General features: G+C 56.1%; 22 protein-coding genes. 13 read left to right on the top strand and 9 right to left on the bottom strand.

The window, feature by feature from the left end; translation table 11 throughout:
* Positions 1 to 56 precede the first annotated feature (56 nt).
* A complete protein-coding gene (locus tag ABWH92_RS07670) occupies positions 57 to 1,148 on the bottom strand; it encodes a TRAP transporter substrate-binding protein (RefSeq protein WP_375573610.1) in 1,092 nt (363 codons plus the stop codon).
* Positions 1,149 to 1,399: 251 nt separating this feature from the next.
* On the opposite strand from ABWH92_RS07670, the gene ABWH92_RS07665 reads away from it, so the two are divergent.
* Positions 1,400 to 2,164 (top strand): gamma-glutamyl-gamma-aminobutyrate hydrolase family protein, encoded by a 765-nt coding sequence (locus ABWH92_RS07665; RefSeq protein WP_375573608.1) that lies wholly within the window; start codon positions 1,400 to 1,402, stop codon positions 2,162 to 2,164.
* Here the strand turns inward: ABWH92_RS07665 and ABWH92_RS07660 are convergent.
* Genes ABWH92_RS07660 through ABWH92_RS07650 form a run of 3 tightly spaced genes read right to left on the bottom strand, consistent with a single transcriptional unit; the run spans position 2,161 to position 4,824 of the window.
* Entirely contained in the window at positions 2,161 to 3,183 is a 1,023-nt protein-coding gene (locus tag ABWH92_RS07660; protein WP_375573606.1) for a nickel/cobalt transporter, read from the bottom strand. The genes ABWH92_RS07665 and ABWH92_RS07660 overlap by 4 nt on opposite strands.
* Positions 3,180 to 3,875, bottom strand: a complete 696-nt coding sequence (locus tag ABWH92_RS07655; RefSeq protein ID WP_375573604.1) for a DUF1007 family protein — start codon at positions 3,873 to 3,875, stop codon at positions 3,180 to 3,182. The genes ABWH92_RS07660 and ABWH92_RS07655 overlap by 4 nt, the downstream gene beginning before the upstream one ends.
* A 43-nt stretch (positions 3,876 to 3,918) precedes the next feature.
* Complete coding sequence (locus tag ABWH92_RS07650) at positions 3,919 to 4,824, bottom strand: DMT family transporter (RefSeq protein WP_375573602.1); 906 nt, start codon at positions 4,822 to 4,824, stop codon at positions 3,919 to 3,921.
* Between the two features lie 55 nt (positions 4,825 to 4,879).
* Here ABWH92_RS07650 and ABWH92_RS07645 point away from each other — a divergent pair, with 55 nt between their 5' ends.
* Entirely contained in the window at positions 4,880 to 5,299 is a 420-nt protein-coding gene (locus ABWH92_RS07645; RefSeq protein ID WP_375573600.1) for an RrF2 family transcriptional regulator, read from the top strand.
* A 12-nt stretch (positions 5,300 to 5,311) separates the two neighbouring features.
* Here the strand turns inward: ABWH92_RS07645 and ABWH92_RS07640 are convergent, their stop codons facing one another.
* Together ABWH92_RS07640 and ABWH92_RS07635 are read right to left on the bottom strand one after the other, a co-directional pair.
* Entirely contained in the window at positions 5,312 to 6,214 is a 903-nt protein-coding gene (locus ABWH92_RS07640) for a LysR family transcriptional regulator (RefSeq protein ID WP_375573598.1), read from the bottom strand.
* Positions 6,215 to 6,292: 78 nt separating this feature from the next.
* Positions 6,293 to 6,736: a BLUF domain-containing protein gene (locus ABWH92_RS07635; RefSeq protein WP_375573596.1), complete on the bottom strand. Its 444-nt coding sequence runs from the start codon at positions 6,734 to 6,736 to the stop codon at positions 6,293 to 6,295.
* 313 nt (positions 6,737 to 7,049) lie between these two features.
* Here ABWH92_RS07635 and ABWH92_RS07630 point away from each other — a divergent pair, with 313 nt between their 5' ends.
* The 7 genes from ABWH92_RS07630 to ABWH92_RS07600 all read left to right on the top strand — a co-directional run bounded on the left by ABWH92_RS07630 (position 7,050) and on the right by ABWH92_RS07600 (position 12,831).
* Positions 7,050 to 8,039 (top strand): tripartite tricarboxylate transporter substrate binding protein, encoded by a 990-nt coding sequence (locus ABWH92_RS07630; protein WP_375573594.1) that lies wholly within the window; start codon positions 7,050 to 7,052, stop codon positions 8,037 to 8,039.
* 83 nt (positions 8,040 to 8,122) lie between these two features.
* The gene (locus ABWH92_RS07625) at positions 8,123 to 8,572 is read left to right on the top strand and encodes a tripartite tricarboxylate transporter TctB family protein (RefSeq protein ID WP_375573593.1); all 450 of its coding nucleotides are present in this window, start codon (positions 8,123 to 8,125) and stop codon (positions 8,570 to 8,572) included.
* Positions 8,573 to 8,576: 4 nt separating this feature from the next.
* Positions 8,577 to 10,115, top strand: a complete 1,539-nt coding sequence (locus ABWH92_RS07620) for a tripartite tricarboxylate transporter permease (RefSeq protein ID WP_375573591.1) — start codon at positions 8,577 to 8,579, stop codon at positions 10,113 to 10,115.
* Between the two features lie 277 nt (positions 10,116 to 10,392).
* Positions 10,393 to 11,196 carry a helix-turn-helix domain-containing protein gene (locus ABWH92_RS07615; RefSeq protein ID WP_375573589.1) on the top strand — a complete coding sequence of 268 codons (804 nt, stop codon included), beginning with the start codon at positions 10,393 to 10,395 and terminating at the stop codon, positions 11,194 to 11,196.
* A gap of 121 nt (positions 11,197 to 11,317) precedes the next feature.
* On the top strand, positions 11,318 to 11,851 hold the full coding sequence (locus ABWH92_RS07610) for a hypothetical protein (protein WP_375573587.1): 534 nt from the start codon (positions 11,318 to 11,320) through the stop codon (positions 11,849 to 11,851).
* Positions 11,812 to 12,345, top strand: coding sequence for a DNA starvation/stationary phase protection protein Dps (gene dps, locus ABWH92_RS07605; RefSeq protein WP_375573585.1), 534 nt, complete (start codon positions 11,812 to 11,814; stop codon positions 12,343 to 12,345). The genes ABWH92_RS07610 and dps overlap by 40 nt, the downstream gene beginning before the upstream one ends.
* 6 nt (positions 12,346 to 12,351) lie before the next feature.
* Positions 12,352 to 12,831, top strand: a complete 480-nt coding sequence (locus ABWH92_RS07600; protein WP_375573583.1) for a nuclear transport factor 2 family protein — start codon at positions 12,352 to 12,354, stop codon at positions 12,829 to 12,831.
* 87 nt (positions 12,832 to 12,918) lie between these two features.
* Here ABWH92_RS07600 and rsgA read toward each other — a convergent pair whose 3' ends face one another.
* Both rsgA and ABWH92_RS07590 read right to left on the bottom strand, forming a co-directional pair.
* Positions 12,919 to 13,878 (bottom strand): ribosome small subunit-dependent GTPase A, encoded by a 960-nt coding sequence (gene rsgA, locus ABWH92_RS07595; RefSeq protein WP_375573581.1) that lies wholly within the window; start codon positions 13,876 to 13,878, stop codon positions 12,919 to 12,921.
* A gap of 389 nt (positions 13,879 to 14,267) precedes the next feature.
* Positions 14,268 to 14,939: a DUF2161 domain-containing phosphodiesterase gene (locus ABWH92_RS07590; RefSeq protein WP_375573579.1), complete on the bottom strand. Its 672-nt coding sequence runs from the start codon at positions 14,937 to 14,939 to the stop codon at positions 14,268 to 14,270.
* 171 nt (positions 14,940 to 15,110) lie between these two features.
* On the opposite strand from ABWH92_RS07590, the gene ABWH92_RS07585 reads away from it, so the two are divergent.
* Positions 15,111 to 16,445: a pilus assembly protein TadG-related protein gene (locus ABWH92_RS07585; RefSeq protein WP_375573577.1), complete on the top strand. Its 1,335-nt coding sequence runs from the start codon at positions 15,111 to 15,113 to the stop codon at positions 16,443 to 16,445.
* Positions 16,446 to 16,489: 44 nt separating this feature from the next.
* Here the strand turns inward: ABWH92_RS07585 and ABWH92_RS07580 are convergent, their stop codons facing one another.
* Positions 16,490 to 17,380: a DMT family transporter gene (locus tag ABWH92_RS07580; RefSeq protein ID WP_375573576.1), complete on the bottom strand. Its 891-nt coding sequence runs from the start codon at positions 17,378 to 17,380 to the stop codon at positions 16,490 to 16,492.
* A 491-nt stretch (positions 17,381 to 17,871) separates the two neighbouring features.
* Here ABWH92_RS07580 and araD point away from each other — a divergent pair, with 491 nt between their 5' ends.
* From araD to ABWH92_RS07565, 3 genes are read left to right on the top strand one after another with little or no spacing between them, the layout of a single operon-like run.
* The gene (gene araD / locus ABWH92_RS07575) at positions 17,872 to 19,614 is read left to right on the top strand and encodes an L-arabinonate dehydratase (RefSeq protein ID WP_375573574.1); all 1,743 of its coding nucleotides are present in this window, start codon (positions 17,872 to 17,874) and stop codon (positions 19,612 to 19,614) included.
* A complete protein-coding gene (locus ABWH92_RS07570) occupies positions 19,614 to 20,546 on the top strand; it encodes a Gfo/Idh/MocA family protein (protein WP_375573572.1) in 933 nt (310 codons plus the stop codon). The genes araD and ABWH92_RS07570 overlap by 1 nt, the downstream gene beginning before the upstream one ends.
* A 27-nt stretch (positions 20,547 to 20,573) precedes the next feature.
* The gene (locus ABWH92_RS07565; protein ID WP_375573570.1) at positions 20,574 to 21,491 is read left to right on the top strand and encodes a dihydrodipicolinate synthase family protein; all 918 of its coding nucleotides are present in this window, start codon (positions 20,574 to 20,576) and stop codon (positions 21,489 to 21,491) included.

Here is a 21,491-nt window from a genome sequence, read left to right as displayed (position 1 = left end):
AATTCAGCGACAGAAGTGAGAAAACCCGCCCGGCCTGAGCCGGGCGGGAAAATCAGTTACATCGCTGCGTTCACGCGGTTGCGCTGACGCATATATTCGCCATCGGCAATCTCGTACCAGTCAGCGGACTCTTGCAGAGACGCGAAGTAGCTCTCGGCGATTTCCGCATACATCGGATCGCTCATGTTCTCTTCGCGAACCTCAGCGGCGCCACGACCATACTCGTCCCAAACATCTTCGGGGAACTGGCGAACCTGAACGCCACCAGCCTGCAAACGAGCCAAAGCAGCACCGTTTTCAGCCAGCGAAAGCGCTGTGTTCTGTGCGTGGGCAGCTTCAGTCGCAACTTTACAGACCTGCTGCTGCGTTGCTGTCAGCGATTCCCAAACTTCCTGGTTGAACACCATGCTCAATGCAGAGCCTGGCTCATGGAAGCCAGCAGCATAGTAGGTGTTGGTCACTTCCTGGAAGCCCATGCGCTCATCGGCGTAAGGACCGATCCATTCGGCACCATCAATCTGGCCAGACGCAAGCGCCTGATAGATTTCACCGCCGGGAATGTTCTGAACAGAAGCACCAAGGCGACCGAGCACCTGACCACCTTGGCCAGGCATGCGGAAGCGAAGACCCTGCAGATCATCAGCGGAGTTGATTTCTTTGTTGAACCAACCACCTGGCTGCATCGCGGTCATGCCGCAAAGCAATGGCTTAAGGCCAAACAGGCCGGACAGATTGTCATGCAGTTCCTGGCCACCGCGACGGTAGTACCAGTTGGCCATTTCTTGCGCTGTCATGCCGAAAGGCACGGACGTAAAGAAGGCAAAGCCAGGATGCTGGTTGAGGAAGTAGTACTCAGCTGAGTGGTACACATCAGCTTGGCCTGACGACACAGCATCGAAAACTTCAAAAGCGCCAACCAGCGAACCGGCAGACATTTTGTTGAAGCTCAGCTGACCATCGGTCATGGCCGTGATGTAATCGATAGCGAGCTGTGCCGCGTCATCGAAAATCGCAAAACCATCAGGCACCGAAGTAACCATGGTCAAAGTGCGATTGCCCTGCGCAATGGCAGGAGCGGCCAGTGTGGTTGACGCGGCAGCGCCTGCACCAACAAGACCAGCTTTTTTAATAAAAGAACGACGATCCATATAGAGTTCCTCCCGAACTTCTTTCAGCGGATAGCTTTTTTAGCCAAACACAAGAAGCTATGCGCTATACGCATAACCCCCATGCAGCTGGGTGCACTTAAACCGTAAAGCTCTTCACAGCACAAGGGTCAATGACCATACACAATTAGGCGAAAGACCTTTAACCAAATCGCATGGTAAATCAGGCGGTTATGCTCAAGGAAAAGGCATTCTTGATTGCTGCCTGATTCCCTAGCAAACAGGACATACGTATGCAGACTTCACGCCCCCTCGTTCTGGTTTCTTCTGATGAACGTGAGCTTCACGGCTTCACCTGGCACGCGGCTATCAACACCTATTTGAAGTCTCTGGCAGGCCCGGCAGGCGTTACACCGGTGATCGTTCCCTCGCTGGGTGATGCGGTCGTCAACGACACGTTGCTGGCTGCTGCCAGCGGTGTTTTGGTCACCGGGTCACGCACCAATGTACATCCAGATCTTTATGACGAAGAACCAACCGAAGCTCACGAGCCCTACGACCCGGCACGCGACTCAACCTCCCTGCCCTTGATCAGGGAGGCGCTGAATCGAGACCTACCCCTGCTGGCCATTTGCCGCGGGCACCAGGAACTCAACGTTGCGATGGGCGGCACGCTGGAAACAGAAATTCAAGAGCAGGAAAACAGACGCGACCACCGCGGTGGCTCTGTTGACTTGCCCCAGCACGAACGTTTTGCCCACAACCATCTCGTTAGCCCCACACCTGGCGGCCTCCTTGCCACCATTCTCGGCGAAGATGATGTGCAGGTGAATTCAGCACACCGGCAGGCCATCGATCGGTTGGGCGACGGGCTTACCGTGGAAGCCACGGCAGATGACGGCACCATCGAGGCTATTAGGGTGAGTGATGCAAAGAACTTCGCCTTAGGCGTCCAATGGCACCCGGAATATTGGGCAAGCCTGTCGGAGGATGCTGACGCACCATCAACGAAAATCTTCAAAGCGTTTGGCGATGCGGCGCGCGCTTACAAAGACTAGCGCCCAAGCGATGCAAGCAGAAGCAGCGCACCGAAGGACACGACAATCAGGCCGCCAAGGAGGCTAAGCACAATCGGTGCATAGCGCATCAGCACCGATGTTTGGCCACCTTTGGTCAGAAACCCTGACAGCCCACTGGCAAAGACCGCCAGCGTACCAACGGTGATCGCCGTGCCCACACCCATGGCATAGGCAGAAAGGGCGCCGGCCCAAAGCAGACCTTGTGACATGGCGAGCACCAGAACCAGCAGCGCACCAGTGCAAGGCCGCGCGCCCGCGCCCAAAACAAGCATCAGCGATTGGCCGAGCCCAGCGGTCCGCGACACCTCATCCGCATCTGGCATGTGCACGTGATCGCACCCGCAATGGGCATCATGCACATGGTGTGGGTCGCCACGGGTGTGGGTATGGTGTGCGTGGTCATGGTGCGTGTGATGATGGTCATGATCATGGTGATGCCCATGATCGTGCGGATGACCTGCAGGCGCCAGAGCAACAGGCTGCGGCAGCAAACCTTTCACCGTTCGCCATACCAAATAAAACCCAAGCAGAATGATCAGCGCGTAGGAGAACCGCTCGAGCGTAATGGTCGCATCGGTCAGGAACGTGCGCGACAGGCCAAACACGCCTGCCAGCAAACCAACCAGCACCACGGCCATCGTTGCTTGCATGACCGCCGCCCCGATAGCCAGCATCGCACCGCGACGCGCGGTATCACCGCTCGCCAGCATGTAAGAACTGATCACCACCTTGCCGTGACCGGGGCCTGCGGCATGCGCCACGCCGTAGCCAAAGGAAAGGCCGAGCAGTGTCCAAAGCGCCGATGATGAGGTCGCAACCTCGCGCAGAGCTGCCGTCAACCCATCGTAGAACGCACCTTGGGCCTGCGCCGTCCAAACGATCAGCTGATCAAAGCCAAACCCTGGCACCGGCTCGCTTGGAACAACCGGACCAAACGGATTAGCCATTGCTGGCGTTGCCGCCATAGCCAAGAGAATGAGCAAGCAAAACCTGGTCATGTGCAGACGATCCGTGCCCGATTGGCCAATTGCTCTGTCACCGATAGCAACTCCTCCGGCACGGCTTCATCAGCCGGGATGAGCGAAAGAATGCTCGCATAGCTATCATCCAACGGCGGAGGTTCATCAACGGAAAGAGCGCATCCCATCGGGGCGTTGGCCATCTGAATAGGATTGTTCTCAACCAAGGAGAAGGCCACAAAATACTCCGGATCGAAAATGTCCAAAATCACCAAGTCATGAGCCGCTGCGTCTACTGTGGCCTCCAACGGCAGGGTGAAATGGAGTGTCGTGTGCACCCCATCATGCTCAAGATAATAGTCTTCAGGTGGGCCGAAAGTTTCGGAGTAAAGGTCGCCAATTCGGTCCGTGGTGGCGGCACCAGCCATACTAGTGAAAAAATGAAAATCAGCCAGAGACGTGACATTCACCTCAGCCAGCTCAGCGGTTTCCTCGCGCGAGTATTCGCCGTCGCCATTGGTATCAAGACCAAGCATCAGATAGGAAGAAAACGCTTCATCGAACCGCCACGCGTGACGGATCGCCGTGATGGCCCCTGCATCGTCGAACACCACTTCAGCTGCCGCATCCACCCACACGTGTGGGTGTGCCAAAGCGGGCATTGCGCCTAGCAGCATCAACAACGCAACAAGTGGGGCAGCGACCCCGTGAAAGAATGCAGTGCCGTTCATCACGGGTGCCTTTTGATTCTAAGCTTGGCACAAGTATGGCGCTCTAAGCCCCGCCACGCAAAAGACCATGAAGGGCAGGCAGGGCTGCGCCCAGCAAAACCACACTGATACCCACAAACGCGGCAAGTTCCAGCGTTTGGCCGAAGATAAGCGCCGCAGCAACAGTTCCAACCCCAGGGCCAGCCGCTGCAATGAGCCCAACATGGACAACAGGCAAGCGTGACAACGCAAAATTGAACGTGAAATAGCTGATCGCCGTCATACCAAGTCCAAGATAAGCAAACGCTATCAGCTGGGGCGATGTGACAGCTGTGGGCAGGTCGGATCCAACCACCAGCGCAACAACCCACGCGGCCGCACACGCACCGGTCACCTGCAATGGGGCTAAGACAAACCAAGGCATCGTGGCGCTAGTGTTGATCGCGCGGCCAATGGTCATGCCGCCTGCACCGATCAAAAGTCCTATGCCCGCCAACACGAAACCCAGCGGCTGATTGGCCCCCGTTCTTTCGCGCACAATCACCAACAGAAGCATCCCAGCAAAGCTGACCAGAAGGCCAATCACCACCCAGATGCTCAGCGTCTCTTTGAGAAAAAGCCGCCCCATAAGCGCCACCACACCAGGCATCAGTGCCGCCAACAGTACAAATGTCACGCTGTCCAAATGAGCCCCCGCATTGGTGAGGATAATCATCAGCAATCCCGGCTGAACCGCGCCTAGCGCCAACCCCTTGGCATAGGCTGAGGGTGGAAGAGAGACTTTGGGGAAGAAAAACCGAGCAACCCAGAGAACCAGCGCACCAACGGTCATTTGGATGAGGACAATGATCGGTGGTTCGAAGGATGTGACCAGATACTTCTGGACGACCAAACCGACTGGGCCCGCGCTGAAGGCAAAAAGAGCGCCCAAAACAGGCAATGTCAACGCATCATTGGCGCGGTGGGTCATGGTTGCATCTCATGCTAAGGAGGGAGAAAGCGAATCTCGTAACCATATAAGTTACATGAAACGAAACAGCAAACTCTCTTTGGCACTTCACACGCTTGGTCATTTGGCCATTGACCAAGACGAGCCGCGCACATCGGCGACCATCGCCCGCCACAATGACACCAATGATGTGGTGGTGCGGCGCGTTCTTGGCTTGCTGCGCAAAGCGGGATTGGTGGTGTCAGAAAAGGGGCACGCAGGAGGTTGGAAGCTCGCGCGACCAGCCGAAGAGATCACGCTGGCCGATATCTACCTGGCACTTGGTGAGCGGTTCATGCGCCAAGACATCAAAGGCGAAGAGAATCCCGCCACCTGTTTGATCGAGCGGGCCGTGCGCGAGGAGGTTGAAGGCGCCCTTAACGAGGCCGAACAGGTCTTGGTTGAGAAGCTAAGGGCGACGGATCTGTCGAAAATCGCCAACCAGGCAAACACATAGCCGCCGATCTTTCTAGATGCAGTCACTGGCGCGGTTGGCAAACTGATCAGCCAAAAAATCGATGAACGCTCGCAACTTCTGCGTCATGTGGCGCCGTTCAGCGTAAACGGCGTAGATGCCCACGCCCTTCAGCTCATACTCTTCCAACACCGGCACCAAACGCCCGGCTTTGATATCGTCTTGCACGGTGAGATACGGCACTTGGCAGAATCCAAGACCTGCCAAAGCCGCCATACGGATGGCGTGTGGCGCATTGATGCTGATGACCGGATCGATGCGAACGGAGCGCCGCCCCTCAGGCGTGTCGAACGTGTAGGCACGCTTTACCCGATGATTGCTGTCGGCAATGGTCGGCAAACGTCCCATATCTTCAAGCGCGTTCGGTGTACCATGCTCAGCCAAAACCTCGGGCGCTGCACACACCACAACGCGATAGGGAGAGAGCTTGCGGGCAATCAGGCTGGAGTCGGCGAGCTCGGAGATGCGAATGGCAACATCAAAACGCTCCGCCACCATATCGATAAAACGGTCCTCAAAAACCACGTCCAGCTGAACACTTGGATAAGCTGCAGCGAAGGCCATGATCGTTTCGCCGAGCAATCCCTCCGAATGGGTCCGAGGAGCCGATATGCGCAGCGGTCCGCGTGGCGTATCGCCCTGCTCACGCATACGCTCTTGCAATCCGTCAATGCCTGACAACAGGTCGAGCGCTTCATCAAAATAAGTCTGCCCAGCCTCAGTCACGGCCACCGAACGGGTCGTGCGGGTGAGCAAACGAACGCCCAGGAAGTCTTCTAACTCGCGCACATCCTTGGAAAGGATGGCTTTCGACCGCCCCGTCGCGCGCGCTGCTGCTGAATAGCCGCCCTCACGGACAACATCCACGAAGGAGCGCATACGGGTTAGTGTGTCCATGAAAGTCTCGCCAACTGAATCATGCTCCTGATTTAGGACAGAAGCACGAGACTTTCCATCGCTCTTCGGTGGCTGAGACTATGCCACTTCAGTCTGCGCAATGAGCGTTTGCTTGGCCCCCGAAGACAGCAGACCAAACAAAACGTCACTGCTCAAGTGATAGGGGTTCACGTCTGAGCTGGTGTCTTGAATGCCATAAAGCGCCTGATTGATGGAATCGATGCTGACCACATTCATCGCCCAATCAGGGAACTGGCGCTGATCAACAACGGCAGAGTGGCGCAACTTTACATTGTAGTGACCCTTGTCCTTCTCAATCTTGGCAAACAGGTCCATCACCACCTTTTCCTCTCCCTCAAGGAATTGGATGTAGTGGTTCGGAGTACACAACAACACACCAGTTATATTCAACCTTTGGTTGTTTAGACGTGATGCTTCTTGAATTCTGTTCAAGTCTTCCTGTGGATCAGTATGACGTGAAGGACGGCGAATACTGACATAAGTGAGGCCTGTAAGATCCATGGAGCATGCCCTTTTCATGGCTTTTGTTGTGGCTCTAAACTTATTTTCTATCTGTACTTTCACATCGAACCGGTTTCATGATGGTTAATTAGCCCCCTCTGTTTTAATGTTTACTAATGCAATGACAGGCAAAGGCAGTTGAACGCGATGCGCTCAACGGTTTTTGCAACCAGTTGCAAAAATCTGGGGCCCAGTCGAAAAGAGGCGTGACAAGCCCGTCGGCCTGTGCCCTAGTAACGTGAAGTCCGCAGAACGGGCTTAAGCAAGACGCGGACAAAGCCGCGCTAAAATACGGTTCTTTGGGAGAAGACACATGACCAAATCTTTGAAACGGGCCCTTTTGGGAACGGCTGCTGCTGCCATGCTCGCCGGTGGGGCGTTCACGGCTGCACAGGCCGACCATCACGTGGTTACCGAGCTGCACTTCCTTGTGCCTGGCGGCGCCGGCGGGGGCTGGGATGGTACAGCGCGCGGTACCGGCGAGGCACTGACCAATGCCGGCCTTCTGGAATCAGCGTCTTATGAAAACATGTCCGGCGGCGGCGGCGGTGTGGCGATTGCCCACCTGATCGAGACAGCCGAGCAGCAAGAAGGCACGTTGATGGTAAATTCCACACCCATCGTGATCCGTTCTTTGCAGGGCGTTTTCCCACAATCCTTCCGTGACCTGACACCAGTTGCCGGCACGATTGGCGACTACGCAGCGATCGTTGTGCACAACGACTCTGAGTACCAGTCGTTTGAGGAGCTGCTGGCAGACTACAACTCAGACCCACGCTCTGTCGGCATTGCAGGCGGCTCGGTGGCCGGTGGCATGGACCATCTGGTGGCCGCGCTAGTAATGCGTGCTGCTGGTGGTGATCCAACCGAAGTGAAGTACATTCCTTATGACGCTGGCGGCGATGCCATGGCAGGTCTCCTGTCAGGCGAAGCACAGGCACTGTCCACCGGCTTCTCAGAAGCGGTTGAAATGGCCCGTCAGGATCAGGTGCGCATTCTCTGCGTAACCTCGCTTGAGCCCGTGGCTGCAGCACCCGATGCTCCAACCTGCGATAGCGCAGGCGCTCCGGGAGCTGAGTTCGTCAACTGGCGCGGCTTCTTCGGCGCACCAGGCCTGTCTGATGAACTGTCACAAGCCTACCAAAACAAGCTGGCTGCCATGTACGATACGCCAGAATGGGCGGAAGTGCGTGACCGCAACGGTTGGGTTGAAATCTTCAATCCAGGCGATGAGTTCACCAGCTTCCTGGAAGAGCAGGAGCAGGTGATCGGCGATCTGATGCGCGAGCTTGGCTTCCTTTGATCGCGTAAAAACAGAAGGCGTCGGGATAAGATCCTGGCGCCTTTTTCTTGATCTAACTCTTGGTCTGGGGTTTTGGGGATCTCATGTCGCGTGACCGCGTAGGCGCTTTGCTGCTGCTCGTTTTCTTTGTGGCCTATGGCTATCTCAGCACGAACATCACACTGCTGCCGTTTCAGCTCAATCAAGCTTTTCATGCGCGCACCGCGCCGCAGTTTCTCACCTTTGCCGGCATCCTGTTGGCGGTGTTTTTGCTGATCAAGCCCGGTGATGATCGCCCTGTTGATACCTCAGGCATGACGTTTAAGCGCGTCGCGCTGCTGTGTGGCCTGATGATCTTTTACGGCCTCACCGTACGCGCCCTGGGCTTCCTCATCTCCACCAGCATCTTCCTGATGGGCGGCTTCTGGGTGATGGGCGAGCGGCGCTGGCTTGTGCTCGTCGGCGCGTCCATCCCGGTGGTTATTGGCTTCTGGCTTTTGATGACACAGGGGTTGGATGTGTTCGTTGCCCCCTTCCCTGAGTTTTTGAGGTAACGATATGTTGGACGGTATTCTCTCAGGCATTGGTGTTGCCGCACAGCCGATCAACATCCTCATGGTGATGGTAGGCTGCTTTGCCGGAACTTTCATCGGCATGTTGCCAGGCCTCGGGCCGATCTCAGCCATCGCACTGATGATCCCGATCACCTACGGCTTCGATCCCTCCACCGGCCTCATCTTGATGGCGGGCGTCTACTACGGTGCGATCTTCGGCGGCTCGACCTCGTCGATCCTCATCAACGCGCCAGGCGTGGCTGGCACCGTGGCCTCCTCCTTTGACGGCTATCCGCTTGCGAAAGCTGGCCATGCTGGCAAGGCGCTGGCAATCGCGGCTTACTCCTCATTCTCTGGCGGAACGATTGCTGCCATCTTCCTGCTGATCGCAGCACCCGCTCTGGCGCGGGTCTCACTTTCGTTCCAGTCGACTGACTATTTCGCCCTTATGGTTCTGGGCCTGACGGCCGTCGCGGCCTTTGCCGGCAAAGGCAATCTGGTCAAAGCCCTGTTGATGACCATTTTGGGCTTGATGCTTTCCACCGTCGGCACGGATCAAGCCCAAGGTGTGCCACGATTCACGCTTGGCATGCTCGATCTCATCGACGGCATATCCTTCCTGCTTCTAGCGATGGCAACTTTTGCACTCTCCGAAGCGTTGATGGCCGTTTTGCGTCCGAAATCGGCTGCAGATCAGGCCAAAGAGCTGGAGGCGCAGAAAAACCTCGGCTCCATGAAATTGAAAAAAGACGAGGTGAAGGAGATCGCCCCCGTGGTTGGGCGCTCTTCAGTCCTCGGCTTCTTCATTGGCGTTCTGCCCGGCGCAGGCGCCACCATTGCCTCCTTCTTAGCCTATGGCGTTGAGCAACGCTTGGCTGGGCCGAAAAAGGGCAAAGAGTTTGGCAAGGGATCGATCCGCGGCCTTGCCGCGCCGGAAACCGCCAACAACGCTGCCTGTTCGGGCTCCTTCGTGCCGCTGCTAACGCTCGGCATCCCAGGGTCTGGCACCACGGCGATCATGCTCGGCGCTCTGCTTTCCTACGGCATCCAGCCCGGCCCCCGCCTTTTCATCGACAACCCGGAAGTGTTCTGGTCGGTGATCATCTCCATGTATATCGGCAATATCGTGCTGTTGGTGCTGAACCTGCCGCTGATCCCCTACATCGCGCGCGTGCTCGCCTTACCGTCTGCCGTGCTCGTGCCGTACATCCTCTTTTTCTCACTGATCGGCGTCTACTTCGTCTCGTTCAATACCTTCGACATCCATCTCATGGTGCTTTTTGCCATCATCGCGCTGGTGCTGCGATTGCTGGACTTCCCTATGGCGCCGATGCTGCTCGGGTTCATTCTGGGCGGTATGATGGAAGAGAATTTGCGCCGCGCGCTGATCATCTCCGATGACAGCTGGTCGTTCCTGTGGGAGCGTCCGCTCACGGCATCCATCCTCGCCATCGCGATCCTGATCTTGTTCGTCCCGATCCTCACGCCCTACATCGCCAAGATGAAGGACAAGGTGTACGGCAATGTCGGCGAAGGCGGTTGATTAGGAAGAGCCTGCGCCGCCGCGGGATCAATCAAGGCCAAAAAAGCGATGCTCCATATGCTCGCTTTGCCCACTGAAATAAACAAAGCAATCAGCCTCAAACGGAGGGGTTGACGATGTTAGAGATACTTCCATTTCTTGAGGGAGAAGTGCTTTAACAACAGTGCGTTAAGTCACCATGTCAAAATTGTTCACCAAGTGCGAACTTGTGTCCCTATTTCGCAGCGATGGGTTTGACACCACCACATTTGGACCAGACTGCAAAAACGAAACCAGCATGCTTACCACACGCATGGGAAATGCTGAGTATACCGCTTTTGGAAGCCAGTTTCATCTTATTGAGTACTGCTTGGCGGGACATCACAAAGCGATGAACGCCTACGATCATCGCATCGGGTCAGCGCTTTGTGACTATAGACCCGGTGGCGTGTTCTATTGCCCTAACGCCAATCCTGGTAACCTTCGTTTTGAAGGCGATGTAATGTTGGTCATGTTCATGGTGCCCGACAGAGCCATGGCACGTGCCAAAGCTGATCTTCTGCGCGGCGATCCAGACCGTACCGAACCACCAGCCTTCAATGGCTCGTACAACCCCAAACTACGCGCTGTTGTACGTGCCCTCTTTCACTCTCTGATGAAGCCAACTGGTCCAGGCTGTTTCGGACGCGATCAGATCGTCCAGTCATTGTGCGCAGAAGTTCTGCAACAGGTTGATAGTGACAGAATGCAGCCCGATGCCAAACGCGAACGCCGCCTGACATCACGCGAACTCTCTCGAGCGCTGGAAGCGCTGGCGCATGAGGTTACAGATCGCGGCGGGCTTGAAAGAGTAGCCAGCAATATAGGCCTGTCACCATTTTACTTTTCACGTGCTTTCAAAGCCACCACAGGCCAAAGCCCCCATCAATTTCTGATCGATATGCGCATTGGCAAAGCCTGCCAGGAGATGCTCAGCAGCTCACAACCGCTCAGCCAGATTGCCCTAGCATGCGGTTTTGTGTCTCAAGCACACATGGCACACACGTTCCGCAGTCGGCTCAATGTTACGCCGACAGATGTACGTCAAGCGGCGCGCCATTAGTCCAAATCCCAGACCGCGAACAAAAAAAGCAAGAATCTGAAAGCCAGCCTCTTTCCAGGGTCCTAAATTTTGAGGCGCGCACCTCGCGCTTCCCCCTTTTGCCCACTGGAAAGAAAAGACCATGGCTGTTTTTGCCCTCGACTCCCAACCTCTCATCCCCGCCTCACGACTGGCCCGTTACTGGACAATCATAGGATCAGTGCTGCTGGCCGCATCGGTGTTTCAGCCCATCGTTGCATCATTTTTGCGCGACATCCCGCCTGAGCAAATGCTTGCGCCAATGGCAAACTATATGGGCAACGGCCAGATGCCAGACGAGGTGACCAACCTGTTCGCTGGTGTATTTGCCAACATCCAGTTTTCGCTCGCCTTTGCCGCCTTGAAACTGATCGTTGGTGGTTCGGTTCTTTTTGCTGCGCTGAAGTTGGCCAAGAATGACTCCACCTATGCCTGGATCCTTCGCGCAACCTCCTACCTGGGCATGGCTGCATTCGTCGGCATTGGCCTCTACTTTGCCTACTCCTCGTTCATCATCGGTAGCGCTATGGATATTCCTCTCCTCATGTCGATCATGATGGCGGCCTTCGGCGTTGTGGTGGCGTTCTTCCCTGGTCGTTGGCTTTGGCGAAACGCCGAAAGCTTGCGTGCCCTTTAATCGCATCCAAAAAAGAGAGCACAGAGATGACCACACGTGCACCAGCGAACGTACCCACCGTTTCAATGACCGCACTTCAGACAACACTGTCCGACTGTCTAGCCCTTGTCGCCGATACCAAGCATGCCCATTGGAACGTAAAAGGCTCAGACTTTTTTCAGTTGCACGAGTTGTTCGACCGGCTTGTGGATGATTTGACGGACCTGTCCGATACCGTTGCAGAGCGGCTTGTCGCCCTTGGCGGTTTGGCCCGCGGAACGATTGACGAAACCGCCAGCCACCGCACGCTTGCCACACTCAATGCCGAATTGCAGTCTCAAAGTGATCTGCTAGCTGGGCTGATCGAACGCTACTCAGACCTTTCAGCCAAACTCGTTCCACTGATCAATGAAACCGCCGATGCCGGCGATCCAACAACGTCAGATGTGCTCACCGAGGCCTCTCGTTCGGTCGACAAAGCCAGATGGTTTCTTATGTCTCATCAAGCAACTTGAGGAGACATGATGCCAGATCAAAATCCAAGACCCCAACACCTCGACGAAGCCGCCATTCGTGCTCTTTCCGACAGGTTTGCCGATGCCGCAAACAGCGTGAACGGCGACGATTTCGCGGTCCTTTGGACAGACGATGCCGTGTGGACCATTGGCCCACCTATCGATCAACAGTTCGACGGGCGTGAGACCATCACACAGGCCTTTATCGGCCTTTTGCAAACACGGTGGGAGTTCTTCATCCAGATGCCCGCCGCGCGGGTCTACACCATCGACGGCGATCGCGCTTCAGGACGGTGCTATGTCAACGAGATCGCACGTGCCAAAGATGGCACGGCCAATTACAATCTGGCCGTCTACGAGGATCAAGTCATGCGTGGGCCAGAGGGTTGGCAGTTCACACGACGCGACTACAAGGTGCTTTACCTTGATGAAACAGGCTTGGGTGGTGACGCCTTTCAACGCCAAGCAGGCTATGGCCAACCGTGAGAGGGTCCAAGCACCGAGAAGAACGCAGGACACAGCACTTGGATAACAACCCAAAGCTGCGCCCTGCAGTAAGGCAACTGGTAAGCTCTAACCTCCGGGGCCGCGCCTTTTGTCATGGTCTTTGGTGATGCGGCGAACCATCTTGCCGAACGCTTTGTCCTTGGTGCGCCGTTCGGCCAAACTCGCTGAGTTAAAGGCCTCTTCTGCCGATAGTTTGCGCCAGCGGCCAAGCCGCGCCGGATCCAAATCACCGGATTCAATAGCCTCTTGCACCGCGCATTCCGGCTCACCCTCATGCCGACAATCCTTGAACCGGCACTGACGTGCGAGATCGACGATATCGGCAAAGACATCCTCAATCCCTGACTCCGCCTCGGTCAGTTGCAGCTCACGCATGCCTGGCGTATCGAGCACCACACAGCCACCCGGTACCTGGTGCAATTGCCGCCGCGTGGTGGTGTGCCGGCCTTTGGCATCGTCTTGGCGAATGGCTTGAGTGGCGATCGCTTGCGTGCCCGAAAGCGCATTGGTCAGCGTCGATTTGCCGACACCTGACGTGCCAAGAAACGCCACAGTCTGCCCAGGTTTGCACCAATCAGCCAGCTTCTGCCGTGGCTCATCACCGCGCGCATCCAACGTGACGACACTGGCCAGATGAGAAATCGACGACGCTTTGTCGATATAGGCTTGAACATCAGACGTCTGATCCGCTTTGGTTAAAACGACGACCGGCGTGATCCCTGCTTCCAGGGCCACGGCGATGTAGCGCTCCAAACGGGCAAGTTTTAAATCTTGATTGCAGGAGGAAACGATGAACGCCGTTTCGATGTTGGCGGCGATCAACTGTATCTGTCGATCCGTCCCAGGCGCGCGTCGCTTCATCAGACTTTTGCGCTCTAGGAGACGGCTCGACTGTGGACGCGTTTGATCAAGCAGCAGCCAATCACCAACGGTCGCATCAGCACGTGGCGGGATACTCGTATCGATGCCATCGCCAAGAACATGCAGCGCGTTGCGATGCACCTCGATAACGCGAACCTGTGGCATCTCTGCCAGATCCTCGACACTGGTTTGTTGAGCAAAAAACGGCTGCCACCCTAAGGCGGCAAGGGCGGACAAAGAAGTATTAGCGCCGCGGTGCGTTTCAGCCTGCGGAAGGAAGGAGGAATAGTCCCGTGACATTGCGGGTCAACTTTCATGTCAGAGCCACGAGCCATGCTCGGGCATCTCGTTCGGTAGGGATGAAAGATGCACATCTACTGGCCCACCAAACCGCGTTTGGCAGTGCGTCTTCAGCTGTTGATGTTGCAGCGGGAGGCCTTTTGCCTCCCAACCTTACCGGGACATGAACTCTCCAATGTTGGCGCTTTGGATGTAGCGACGCCAAGCGGTTTTTCAAGACTGATCGAACACGCAACCTGGTGCACGGGGACCTTTTAATCGGCACTGTCCGCGCGTTGAAGAGACGCTTGCCCAACAGGGCTCAACGCGTAAACACCACGGTCCACGCGTTCAAACCAGCCATAGTGATCATCAGCCATCATGCGCGTTGCGCGCTCAACACCTGTTGCTTTGGCAACCTCGGCGCCACGGCACGGTCCATGGGCTTCCAAATGGGCAGCACAACGCATTGCATCCTGTCGGTAGGCCGTGATCAGGCCCACCCGGGTCGATCCACCGGTGTTGGGGTCGCCCACCCGCTTAGCGAACTCTCGCAGCAAACGGTCCTTGCGTTTTTTGGATTGGCGTGGGGCGTATGGCCCTGGGTCCAAATGCACCTCAACCAACGCATCAGAAAGCCGCACAGTGATAAGTCCTAGGCCAAGCCGTCGAGCGAGGCTCATATTGCGTTTCAACGCAAGCTGAAACCGCCGCCCAGATCCACGCGCCACGGCCAAATAAACAGCGTCAGTGATGGATTGCCGCGCGATGGCCTGATGAAAAAGACCAAGCGAGAACCCTGTTTTCAGCTCAACAATCACAGGGTCATCTTCGCCGCGGCAGGCCACAACATCGGCAGCACCGACCTCCGCTTTCACCTCATAACCCTGCTGGTTGAGAAACGTTTTGATCGGCTCATAAAGGTCTATTTCTGCGATTCGGCCCATGACGATAGGTTAGGATGGCCGCAGAGAAGCAGCAATTGTTGGAGGCAAACAGGAGACGCAGACTACGGCTGCTCTTAGAAAGCTTCCAATTGATTCAAATTTTAATGGATTTCTTCGCCTGTATTTTAAAGGTCACCCCTAGTGTGTCGCCAACAGAACGTAGGGATCGTCATGTTTCGGCACACATTTTTCGCACACCAAACGCCGCTAATGTCTGGTGTTTGTGCGACCTTCAGGAAATTCATCAAGCAGGACTCTGGCGCGATCGCCATCATCGCATCGATCGTCATGCCGGTCCTGCTACTCTTTGTGGCGTCCATGATGGACTACACCAATGCACAACGCCTGCGATCAGCATCGGCGTCGTCGCTGGATGCCGCCTTGTTGGCGGCGGCAAGCAGCTTCTCAGCGGGGCAGCTTGAAGAGGCGGATATTGAGACATTCGTGAACGATTATTTCACAGCCAACATGCTCGGCAAAAATCTCAATGCCGACTCCATCGGTACGGTCTCAACAAGCTTCGATGATGATACCGGACGCATCAGTGGATCGGTCCACGCGACGGCCAATGCCCTTTTCACCCACATCCTGAACCCGGATGGCGTGGAGATTGGCGTTGATGCAGATGTGACGGTGAGCAGGCTCAACATTGAGCTGGCGCTGGTTTTGGATGTCACCGGCTCGATGCGCGGGTCCAAGCTGCGTGCCCTGCAGGAAGCAGCCAATGAACTGGTGGATATCCTTATCCCCCAAGCCAATTCTGCGGTGGGTTTGAACGAAGTACGCATCTCCCTGGTTCCCTACTCCGACCTCGTCAATGTCGGTAGCTATGAAAGCAACATCACCGGCTACAGCTCAGGCGAATCATGTGTGTATGAGCGCAGAGGAGGTCTGGCATTCCGTGATACCGCACCCGTCGGACCAGCTCGAGGAGCACCTGAGGATGATAATGGGGTCGCGGACTACCCGCCCAACGGCAATGGTCTGCGGTCGGCTAAGCCTCGGTCGAACCCTCGGCGTAATTTCAGCGGCTACATCTGCAACAACCCAGAAATTGTGCCGCTCACCGCTGATAGTCGTCAGCTCTCCACTCAGATCAACAACTTCACAGCTGCGGGCTGGACCGCTGGCCACATCGGCATCCAGTGGGGTTGGTACACACTCTCACCCCAGTTCAACACCGTTTGGCAACCAAATGCCGCTGCCTATGAAGACGAAGAGACTCTGAAAGTGATGGTCGTTATGACCGATGGAGCCTTCAACACTTGGTATCGTCCAGGACGTCACGATTCGTTCGATCAAGGTGAACGGCTCTGTGACGAAATCCGCGATGATGGCATCCAAGTCTACGCCGTTGGGTTCATGACGGGATCAACCGAAGAAAACTTCCTTCGCGACTGTGCATCCAGTGCTGGTCATTATATCGACGCTGCCTCTCGATCTGACCTTATCGATGGGTTCCGGAACATCGCTCAACAACTCCAGTCCATCCGCCTGGCGTCGTAGTCAACCCGATAACGAGGTTTCGGCGGCCCACAGCCGTCGAAACCTCAAGCTTTGTCCGCATCGCGCGTTTGGCTGCGGATCGTAAGCCCAATCCCGATGAGAATAACAAAGGCGCCCACCCAGGTGAGCGGTGAGTAGCTCTCTCCCAGAAAGAGTGTAGCGGCCGCCAATCCAACGGCGGCGGCGATGTAGCCAAGCTGACTCAAAAGCACTGGGCCACCATATTTTTGAAGCCTAAAATACACCGGAAACGTCAGCGCACCGGCCAGCATCTGCAGCGCCGCCGCAATCGGGGCATTGGCAAGTTGATGCAGCTGAAGATCTTGATCGACTAAAAGAAGCGCAACGACATACCCAATCGAGGCAGCGACATTTGTCCAAAGCGCCAGCAGGTCCGGCGAAGCCCCCTGCGGCCAGCCGATCGTGCGATAGATATTGCCGATAGCCAGCGTGATGGGGATGAGAAACGCAACGGCTAGCCAAAACGTGGCCGATGGCGCCAACACGGTCTGACGTGAAAAGGCGACAAGACACGCACCAAGAAACCCGACAAATATGCCGACAATGCCAATCATACTCGGTGGCTTAAAGCGAAAGGCAATGGCAAGCGCCAACGTGAACACCGGCGACGTCGCAAACATCAGCCCTGCGTAGCCCGATCCAACAAAAGGAATGAGGGCAAACACCAAAATGTTGGCGGCGAAAAACGAGATTAGGCCAGAGATCAGTGAGAAACGGGCGACCCTCCAGCTCGGCAGTCGCAGCTCACCGCGCGGCAGCAGGATGAGGCTCATGCCGATCACGGCACCCACTGAAATAAGAAGCGGCCAGAGGATCGCAGAAATCCCCGCATCGCTTGCGATTTTTCCCAGCGGGAAGTTCGATCCTATCAAAAATCCTGACAGGATGAGCAAAAGCACAGGGTTGCTCCACATAAGCGTGCGCCTTCGATCTTGTCAGTCACTGGGAAGTGGCATGGGACATCACGCCAATCGGGTTATGGTGGAGACCAGGGGCCGCTACCAAATTGCGCTATAGCGGCACCGAGGGCAAACCGCCATACACGCCAAGCGGGAAAGACAGTTGCCGCTTCCAAGAACGCACACCTAAACTTGCTCTTGGTAGGTGTTAGCAACTGGAGCGAGAGCGGGCGTGATGAACCTGCTGACCACAACACAAAAACCCCAATCACCGGCGTTTTGCTTGCGATCCCCTTGGCATCGACCCGTCAGCAAATGCCTTGAGCGACATTTCATTATTGATATGCAACCAGCGCTACTTCGAATTTGCTCGGTATGTAGGCCACAGATACTCTTTCAAGTCCTGGCGGTGCGTTTTGGCACCCAGTCTATCGACGACACAACCCATCGAACGGCGATTGAGTTTGTCCACTAGCCCTGAATAAGCTCACCTATGCGGCGGTACAATGAGCAACAACAAGAAGACCTGGCCGCGCAAACTCCGTAGTCAAGAATGGTATGGCGGCACATCCAGGGATGCGATCTACCATCGCGGCTGGTTGAAAAACCAAGGCTATCCCAACGATGTCTTTGATGGTCGTCCCGTCATCGGGATCATGAACACATGGTCTGACCTCACACCTTGCAACGGCCACCTGCGCGAGCTTGCTGAGAAAGTCAAAGCCGGTGTTTGGGAGGCAGGCGGCTTTCCCGTTGAGGTCCCCGCCTTCTCCGCATCGGAAAACACCTTTCGACCCACCGCGATGATGTTCCGCAACCTGGCAGCCATGTCGATTGAGGAGCAAATGCGCGGTCAACCTATTGATGGCGCCGTGCTCATGGTCGGTTGCGACAAGACCACACCCAGCCTTCTCATGGCAGCCGCCTCCACCGACTTGCCATCCATTGTGGTGACCGGCGGACCGATGCTCAATGGATATTTCCATGGCGAACGGGTGGGGTCCGGCACCCATCTCTGGAAATTCTCTGAGGCCGTCAAAGCCGGCGACATGTCGCAAGAGGATTTCCTGGAAGCGGAGCAATCGATGAGCCGCTCCACGGGCACCTGCAACACCATGGGCACGGCATCCTCCATGGCCTCGATGGCCGAGGCTTTGGGCATGGCGTTGTCAGGCAATGCTGCCATCCCTGCGGTCGACAGCCGCCGCCGCGTAATAGCACAGCTGTCAGGGCGACGGATCGTTGACATGGTCAAGGATGATCTCAAACCATCTGACATCCTCACCAAAGACGCGTTTGAAAACGCCATTCGCACAAACGGGGCAATTGGTGGGTCTACCAACGCCTTGATCCACATGTTGGCATTGGCTGGTCGACTGGATGTCGACGTCACCCTGGATGATTGGGACCGATGCGGCCGCGATGTGCCAACTCTCGTCAACCTGATGCCGTCGGGTGACTACTTGATGGAAGAGTTCTTCTACGCAGGTGGCTTGCCGGTTGTTCTGCGTGCATTGGGCGAAGCAGGGCTTCTCCACAAAGATGCATTGACGGTCTCAGGTCATTCGATCTGGGAGGACGTGAAACACGCGCAGAACCACAATGAGGATGTCATCCGTCCCGTTGACAAGCCACTCACACCACAGGGCGGCATAGCCGTCTTGCGCGGCAATTTGGCACCCGATGGAGCGGTCTTAAAACCCTCCGCTGCGTCAAAGCATCTGCTGCGCCATCGCGGACGCGCCGTCGTGTTTGAGGACATTGATGACTACAAAGCCAAGATCAATGACGATGCCTTGGACATCGATGAAACCTGCGTCATGGTGCTCAAAAACTGCGGGCCTAAGGGTTATCCAGGCATGTCGGAGGTCGGCAATATGGGTCTGCCTCCCAAGGTCTTGAAGAAAGGCATCACCGATATGGTGCGCATCTCCGATGCGCGCATGTCGGGAACCGCTTACGGCACAGTGGTTTTGCACACGGCGCCCGAAGCAGCATCTGGTGGCCCCTTAGCGGTCGTCCAAAATGGCGACATGATTGAGCTGGACGTCGAGGCGCGTCATTTGCACCTTGATATCTCGGAAGCCGAGCTTCAGGCCCGTTTAGACGCATGGGTTCCTCCGCCTGGTGTTAGCGGCGGTGGCTACGCCTGGCTGCATCAGGAGCATGTGGAAGGCGCTGATACCGGGGCCGATCTGGACTTCCTGAAAGGCTGTCGAGGCGCACCGGTTGCGAGGGACTCCCATTGATGGAAATCGCGCTTGTTGGCATTGGCAAGATTGCGCTGGACTCGCACGTCCCTGCAATCAACGGCTCGCCAGATTGGACACTCGCGGCCACTGTCTCACGCAGCAACACCATCCAGGGCATCACCGCCTACACCGACTTTTCTGAGCTTTTGGAAACCCGCACAGACATTCGCACCGTCTCTCTGTGCATGCCGCCAGCACCTCGCTTTGCCTACGCTGAAGCCGCCATCAAGGCAGGGCGCCATGTCATGCTGGAAAAGCCACCAGGAGGTACATTGAGCGAATGTCATACCCTCCAAGCAATGGCGCAACACCATGGTGTCAGCCTTTACACAACATGGCACTCGCGCGAGGCGACCATGGTTCCAAATGCAAAGGCGTGGCTCGCCACACGTACGCTGCGCAGCGTGCATATGGAATGGAAAGAGGATGTGCGCCAGTGGCACCCGGGCCAAGACTGGATATGGGAACCTGGGGGCATGGGTGTCTTCGATATGGGCATCAACGGGCTGTCGATCCTGACCGAAATTCTCTGCGAACCGATCCATTTAAAAGCCGCACGACTTCTGGTGCCTGAAAACAAGCAAATGCCGATTGCTGGGAGCTTGGACTTTTTCCATCCCGATGGGGCCGATGTGTCGGTTGAACTGGATTGGGCGCAGAAAGGCCCACCAACCTGGGCAATTACGGTGGAAACAAATGATGGCACACTCCAGCTTAGCCAAGGCGGCGCCAAGCTTGCTTTAAACGGCGAGCCTGTTGCGCTTGAGAGCAGCGATGATGATGCGGTTGGCGAATATCCGCGCCTCTACCAAAAGATGGCGAAGCTTGTGCAGGCTGGCCAGTCCGACATCGATCTCAGCCCCATGCGCCATGTGGCCGACGCTTTCACCCTCGGCCACCGCGAAACCGTTGCTCCGTTTTTTGATTGAAGACAGCCTCAAACCAAAAGGCACATCATGGCTTACACCTATTCAGGCATTTGGCCTGTCGCGCCAACTCCCTTCCATGAGGATGGAAGCCTTGATCTAGAAGGGATGAAGCGGGTTCTTGATTGTCTGATTGATCAAGGCGCTGACGGCATCTGCATCTTGGCCAATTTCTCCGAGCAGTTTTTAATCTCTGACGAGGAACGTCAGACGCTCGCACGCCTTTGTGTTGAGCATGTCGCAGGCCGTGTGCCAATCATCGTGACCATCAGCCACTACGCCACACAGATTGCAGTGGAGCGCGCCCGTTATGCCAAGAGTTTGGGGGCTGATATCGTGATGATGATGCCGCCCTATCATGGTGCCCTCTTAAAAGGCACGCCAGAGCAAAGCTTTGAACAGTTTCAAGCGGTGGGTGACGTTGGCATCCCAATCATGGTGCAGGATGCGCCTCTGTCAGGTGTCGATCTATCCGTTCCCCTATTGGTCAAAATGGCCAAACAGATCGAGATGGTGAAGCTCTTCAAGATTGAGTGTCCACGCGCAGCCAACAAAATTCGTACGCTCATTGAGCAAGGTGGCGATGCCATTGAAGGACCATTCGATGGCGAAGAAGCCATCACGCTGCTGGCCGACCTTGATGCTGGCGCAAGCGGCTCCATGACATCGGGCATGATTGTTGATCAGATCAAGCCGGTTTTGGAACATCATCTGGCTGGCGATGCCGACGCGGCCACCAATGCCTATGGGCGCATTGCAATGGCGATCAATCATGAAAACCGACAATGCGGCTGGCAGTCATGCAAAGCTGCAATGATGGAGGGCGGCGTGATCGCTTCTGACTATTGCCGCCACCCGATCCCACCGCTTCATCCAGCCATCAAGGCACGCCTCATGAGCCTTTTAAAACCCTTGGACCCGCTCGTCTTGCGATGGGGTCAGGGGTGA

Source organism: Ahrensia marina, assembly GCF_042140245.1.
GTDB lineage: Bacteria > Pseudomonadota > Alphaproteobacteria > Rhizobiales > MH13 > MH13.
This window is presented reverse-complemented; position numbering and strand designations above follow the sequence as displayed.

What these genes read in the sequence shown, in the direction of transcription:
- ABWH92_RS07580 (WP_375573576.1), bottom strand. Translation starts at nt 17,380, where the DNA reads ATGTGGAGCAACCCTGTGCTTTTGCTCATCCTGTCAGGATTTTTGATA.
- ABWH92_RS07625 (WP_375573593.1), top strand. Translation starts at nt 8,123, where the DNA reads ATGTCGCGTGACCGCGTAGGCGCTTTGCTGCTGCTCGTTTTCTTTGTG.
- ABWH92_RS07670 (WP_375573610.1), bottom strand. Translation starts at nt 1,148, where the DNA reads ATGGATCGTCGTTCTTTTATTAAAAAAGCTGGTCTTGTTGGTGCAGGC.
- ABWH92_RS07630 (WP_375573594.1), top strand. Translation starts at nt 7,050, where the DNA reads ATGACCAAATCTTTGAAACGGGCCCTTTTGGGAACGGCTGCTGCTGCC.
- ABWH92_RS07570 (WP_375573572.1), top strand. Translation starts at nt 19,614, where the DNA reads ATGGAAATCGCGCTTGTTGGCATTGGCAAGATTGCGCTGGACTCGCAC.
- ABWH92_RS07615 (WP_375573589.1), top strand. Translation starts at nt 10,393, where the DNA reads ATGCTTACCACACGCATGGGAAATGCTGAGTATACCGCTTTTGGAAGC.
- ABWH92_RS07650 (WP_375573602.1), bottom strand. Translation starts at nt 4,824, where the DNA reads ATGACCCACCGCGCCAATGATGCGTTGACATTGCCTGTTTTGGGCGCT.
- ABWH92_RS07565 (WP_375573570.1), top strand. Translation starts at nt 20,574, where the DNA reads ATGGCTTACACCTATTCAGGCATTTGGCCTGTCGCGCCAACTCCCTTC.
- rsgA (WP_375573581.1), bottom strand. Translation starts at nt 13,878, where the DNA reads ATGCCACAGGTTCGCGTTATCGAGGTGCATCGCAACGCGCTGCATGTT.
- araD (WP_375573574.1), top strand. Translation starts at nt 17,872, where the DNA reads ATGAGCAACAACAAGAAGACCTGGCCGCGCAAACTCCGTAGTCAAGAA.
- ABWH92_RS07640 (WP_375573598.1), bottom strand. Translation starts at nt 6,214, where the DNA reads ATGGACACACTAACCCGTATGCGCTCCTTCGTGGATGTTGTCCGTGAG.
- ABWH92_RS07590 (WP_375573579.1), bottom strand. Translation starts at nt 14,939, where the DNA reads ATGGGCCGAATCGCAGAAATAGACCTTTATGAGCCGATCAAAACGTTT.
- ABWH92_RS07585 (WP_375573577.1), top strand. Translation starts at nt 15,111, where the DNA reads ATGTTTCGGCACACATTTTTCGCACACCAAACGCCGCTAATGTCTGGT.
- ABWH92_RS07610 (WP_375573587.1), top strand. Translation starts at nt 11,318, where the DNA reads ATGGCTGTTTTTGCCCTCGACTCCCAACCTCTCATCCCCGCCTCACGA.
- ABWH92_RS07665 (WP_375573608.1), top strand. Translation starts at nt 1,400, where the DNA reads ATGCAGACTTCACGCCCCCTCGTTCTGGTTTCTTCTGATGAACGTGAG.
- ABWH92_RS07655 (WP_375573604.1), bottom strand. Translation starts at nt 3,875, where the DNA reads ATGAACGGCACTGCATTCTTTCACGGGGTCGCTGCCCCACTTGTTGCG.
- ABWH92_RS07635 (WP_375573596.1), bottom strand. Translation starts at nt 6,736, where the DNA reads ATGGATCTTACAGGCCTCACTTATGTCAGTATTCGCCGTCCTTCACGT.
- ABWH92_RS07600 (WP_375573583.1), top strand. Translation starts at nt 12,352, where the DNA reads ATGATGCCAGATCAAAATCCAAGACCCCAACACCTCGACGAAGCCGCC.
- ABWH92_RS07645 (WP_375573600.1), top strand. Translation starts at nt 4,880, where the DNA reads ATGAAACGAAACAGCAAACTCTCTTTGGCACTTCACACGCTTGGTCAT.
- ABWH92_RS07620 (WP_375573591.1), top strand. Translation starts at nt 8,577, where the DNA reads ATGTTGGACGGTATTCTCTCAGGCATTGGTGTTGCCGCACAGCCGATC.
- ABWH92_RS07660 (WP_375573606.1), bottom strand. Translation starts at nt 3,183, where the DNA reads ATGACCAGGTTTTGCTTGCTCATTCTCTTGGCTATGGCGGCAACGCCA.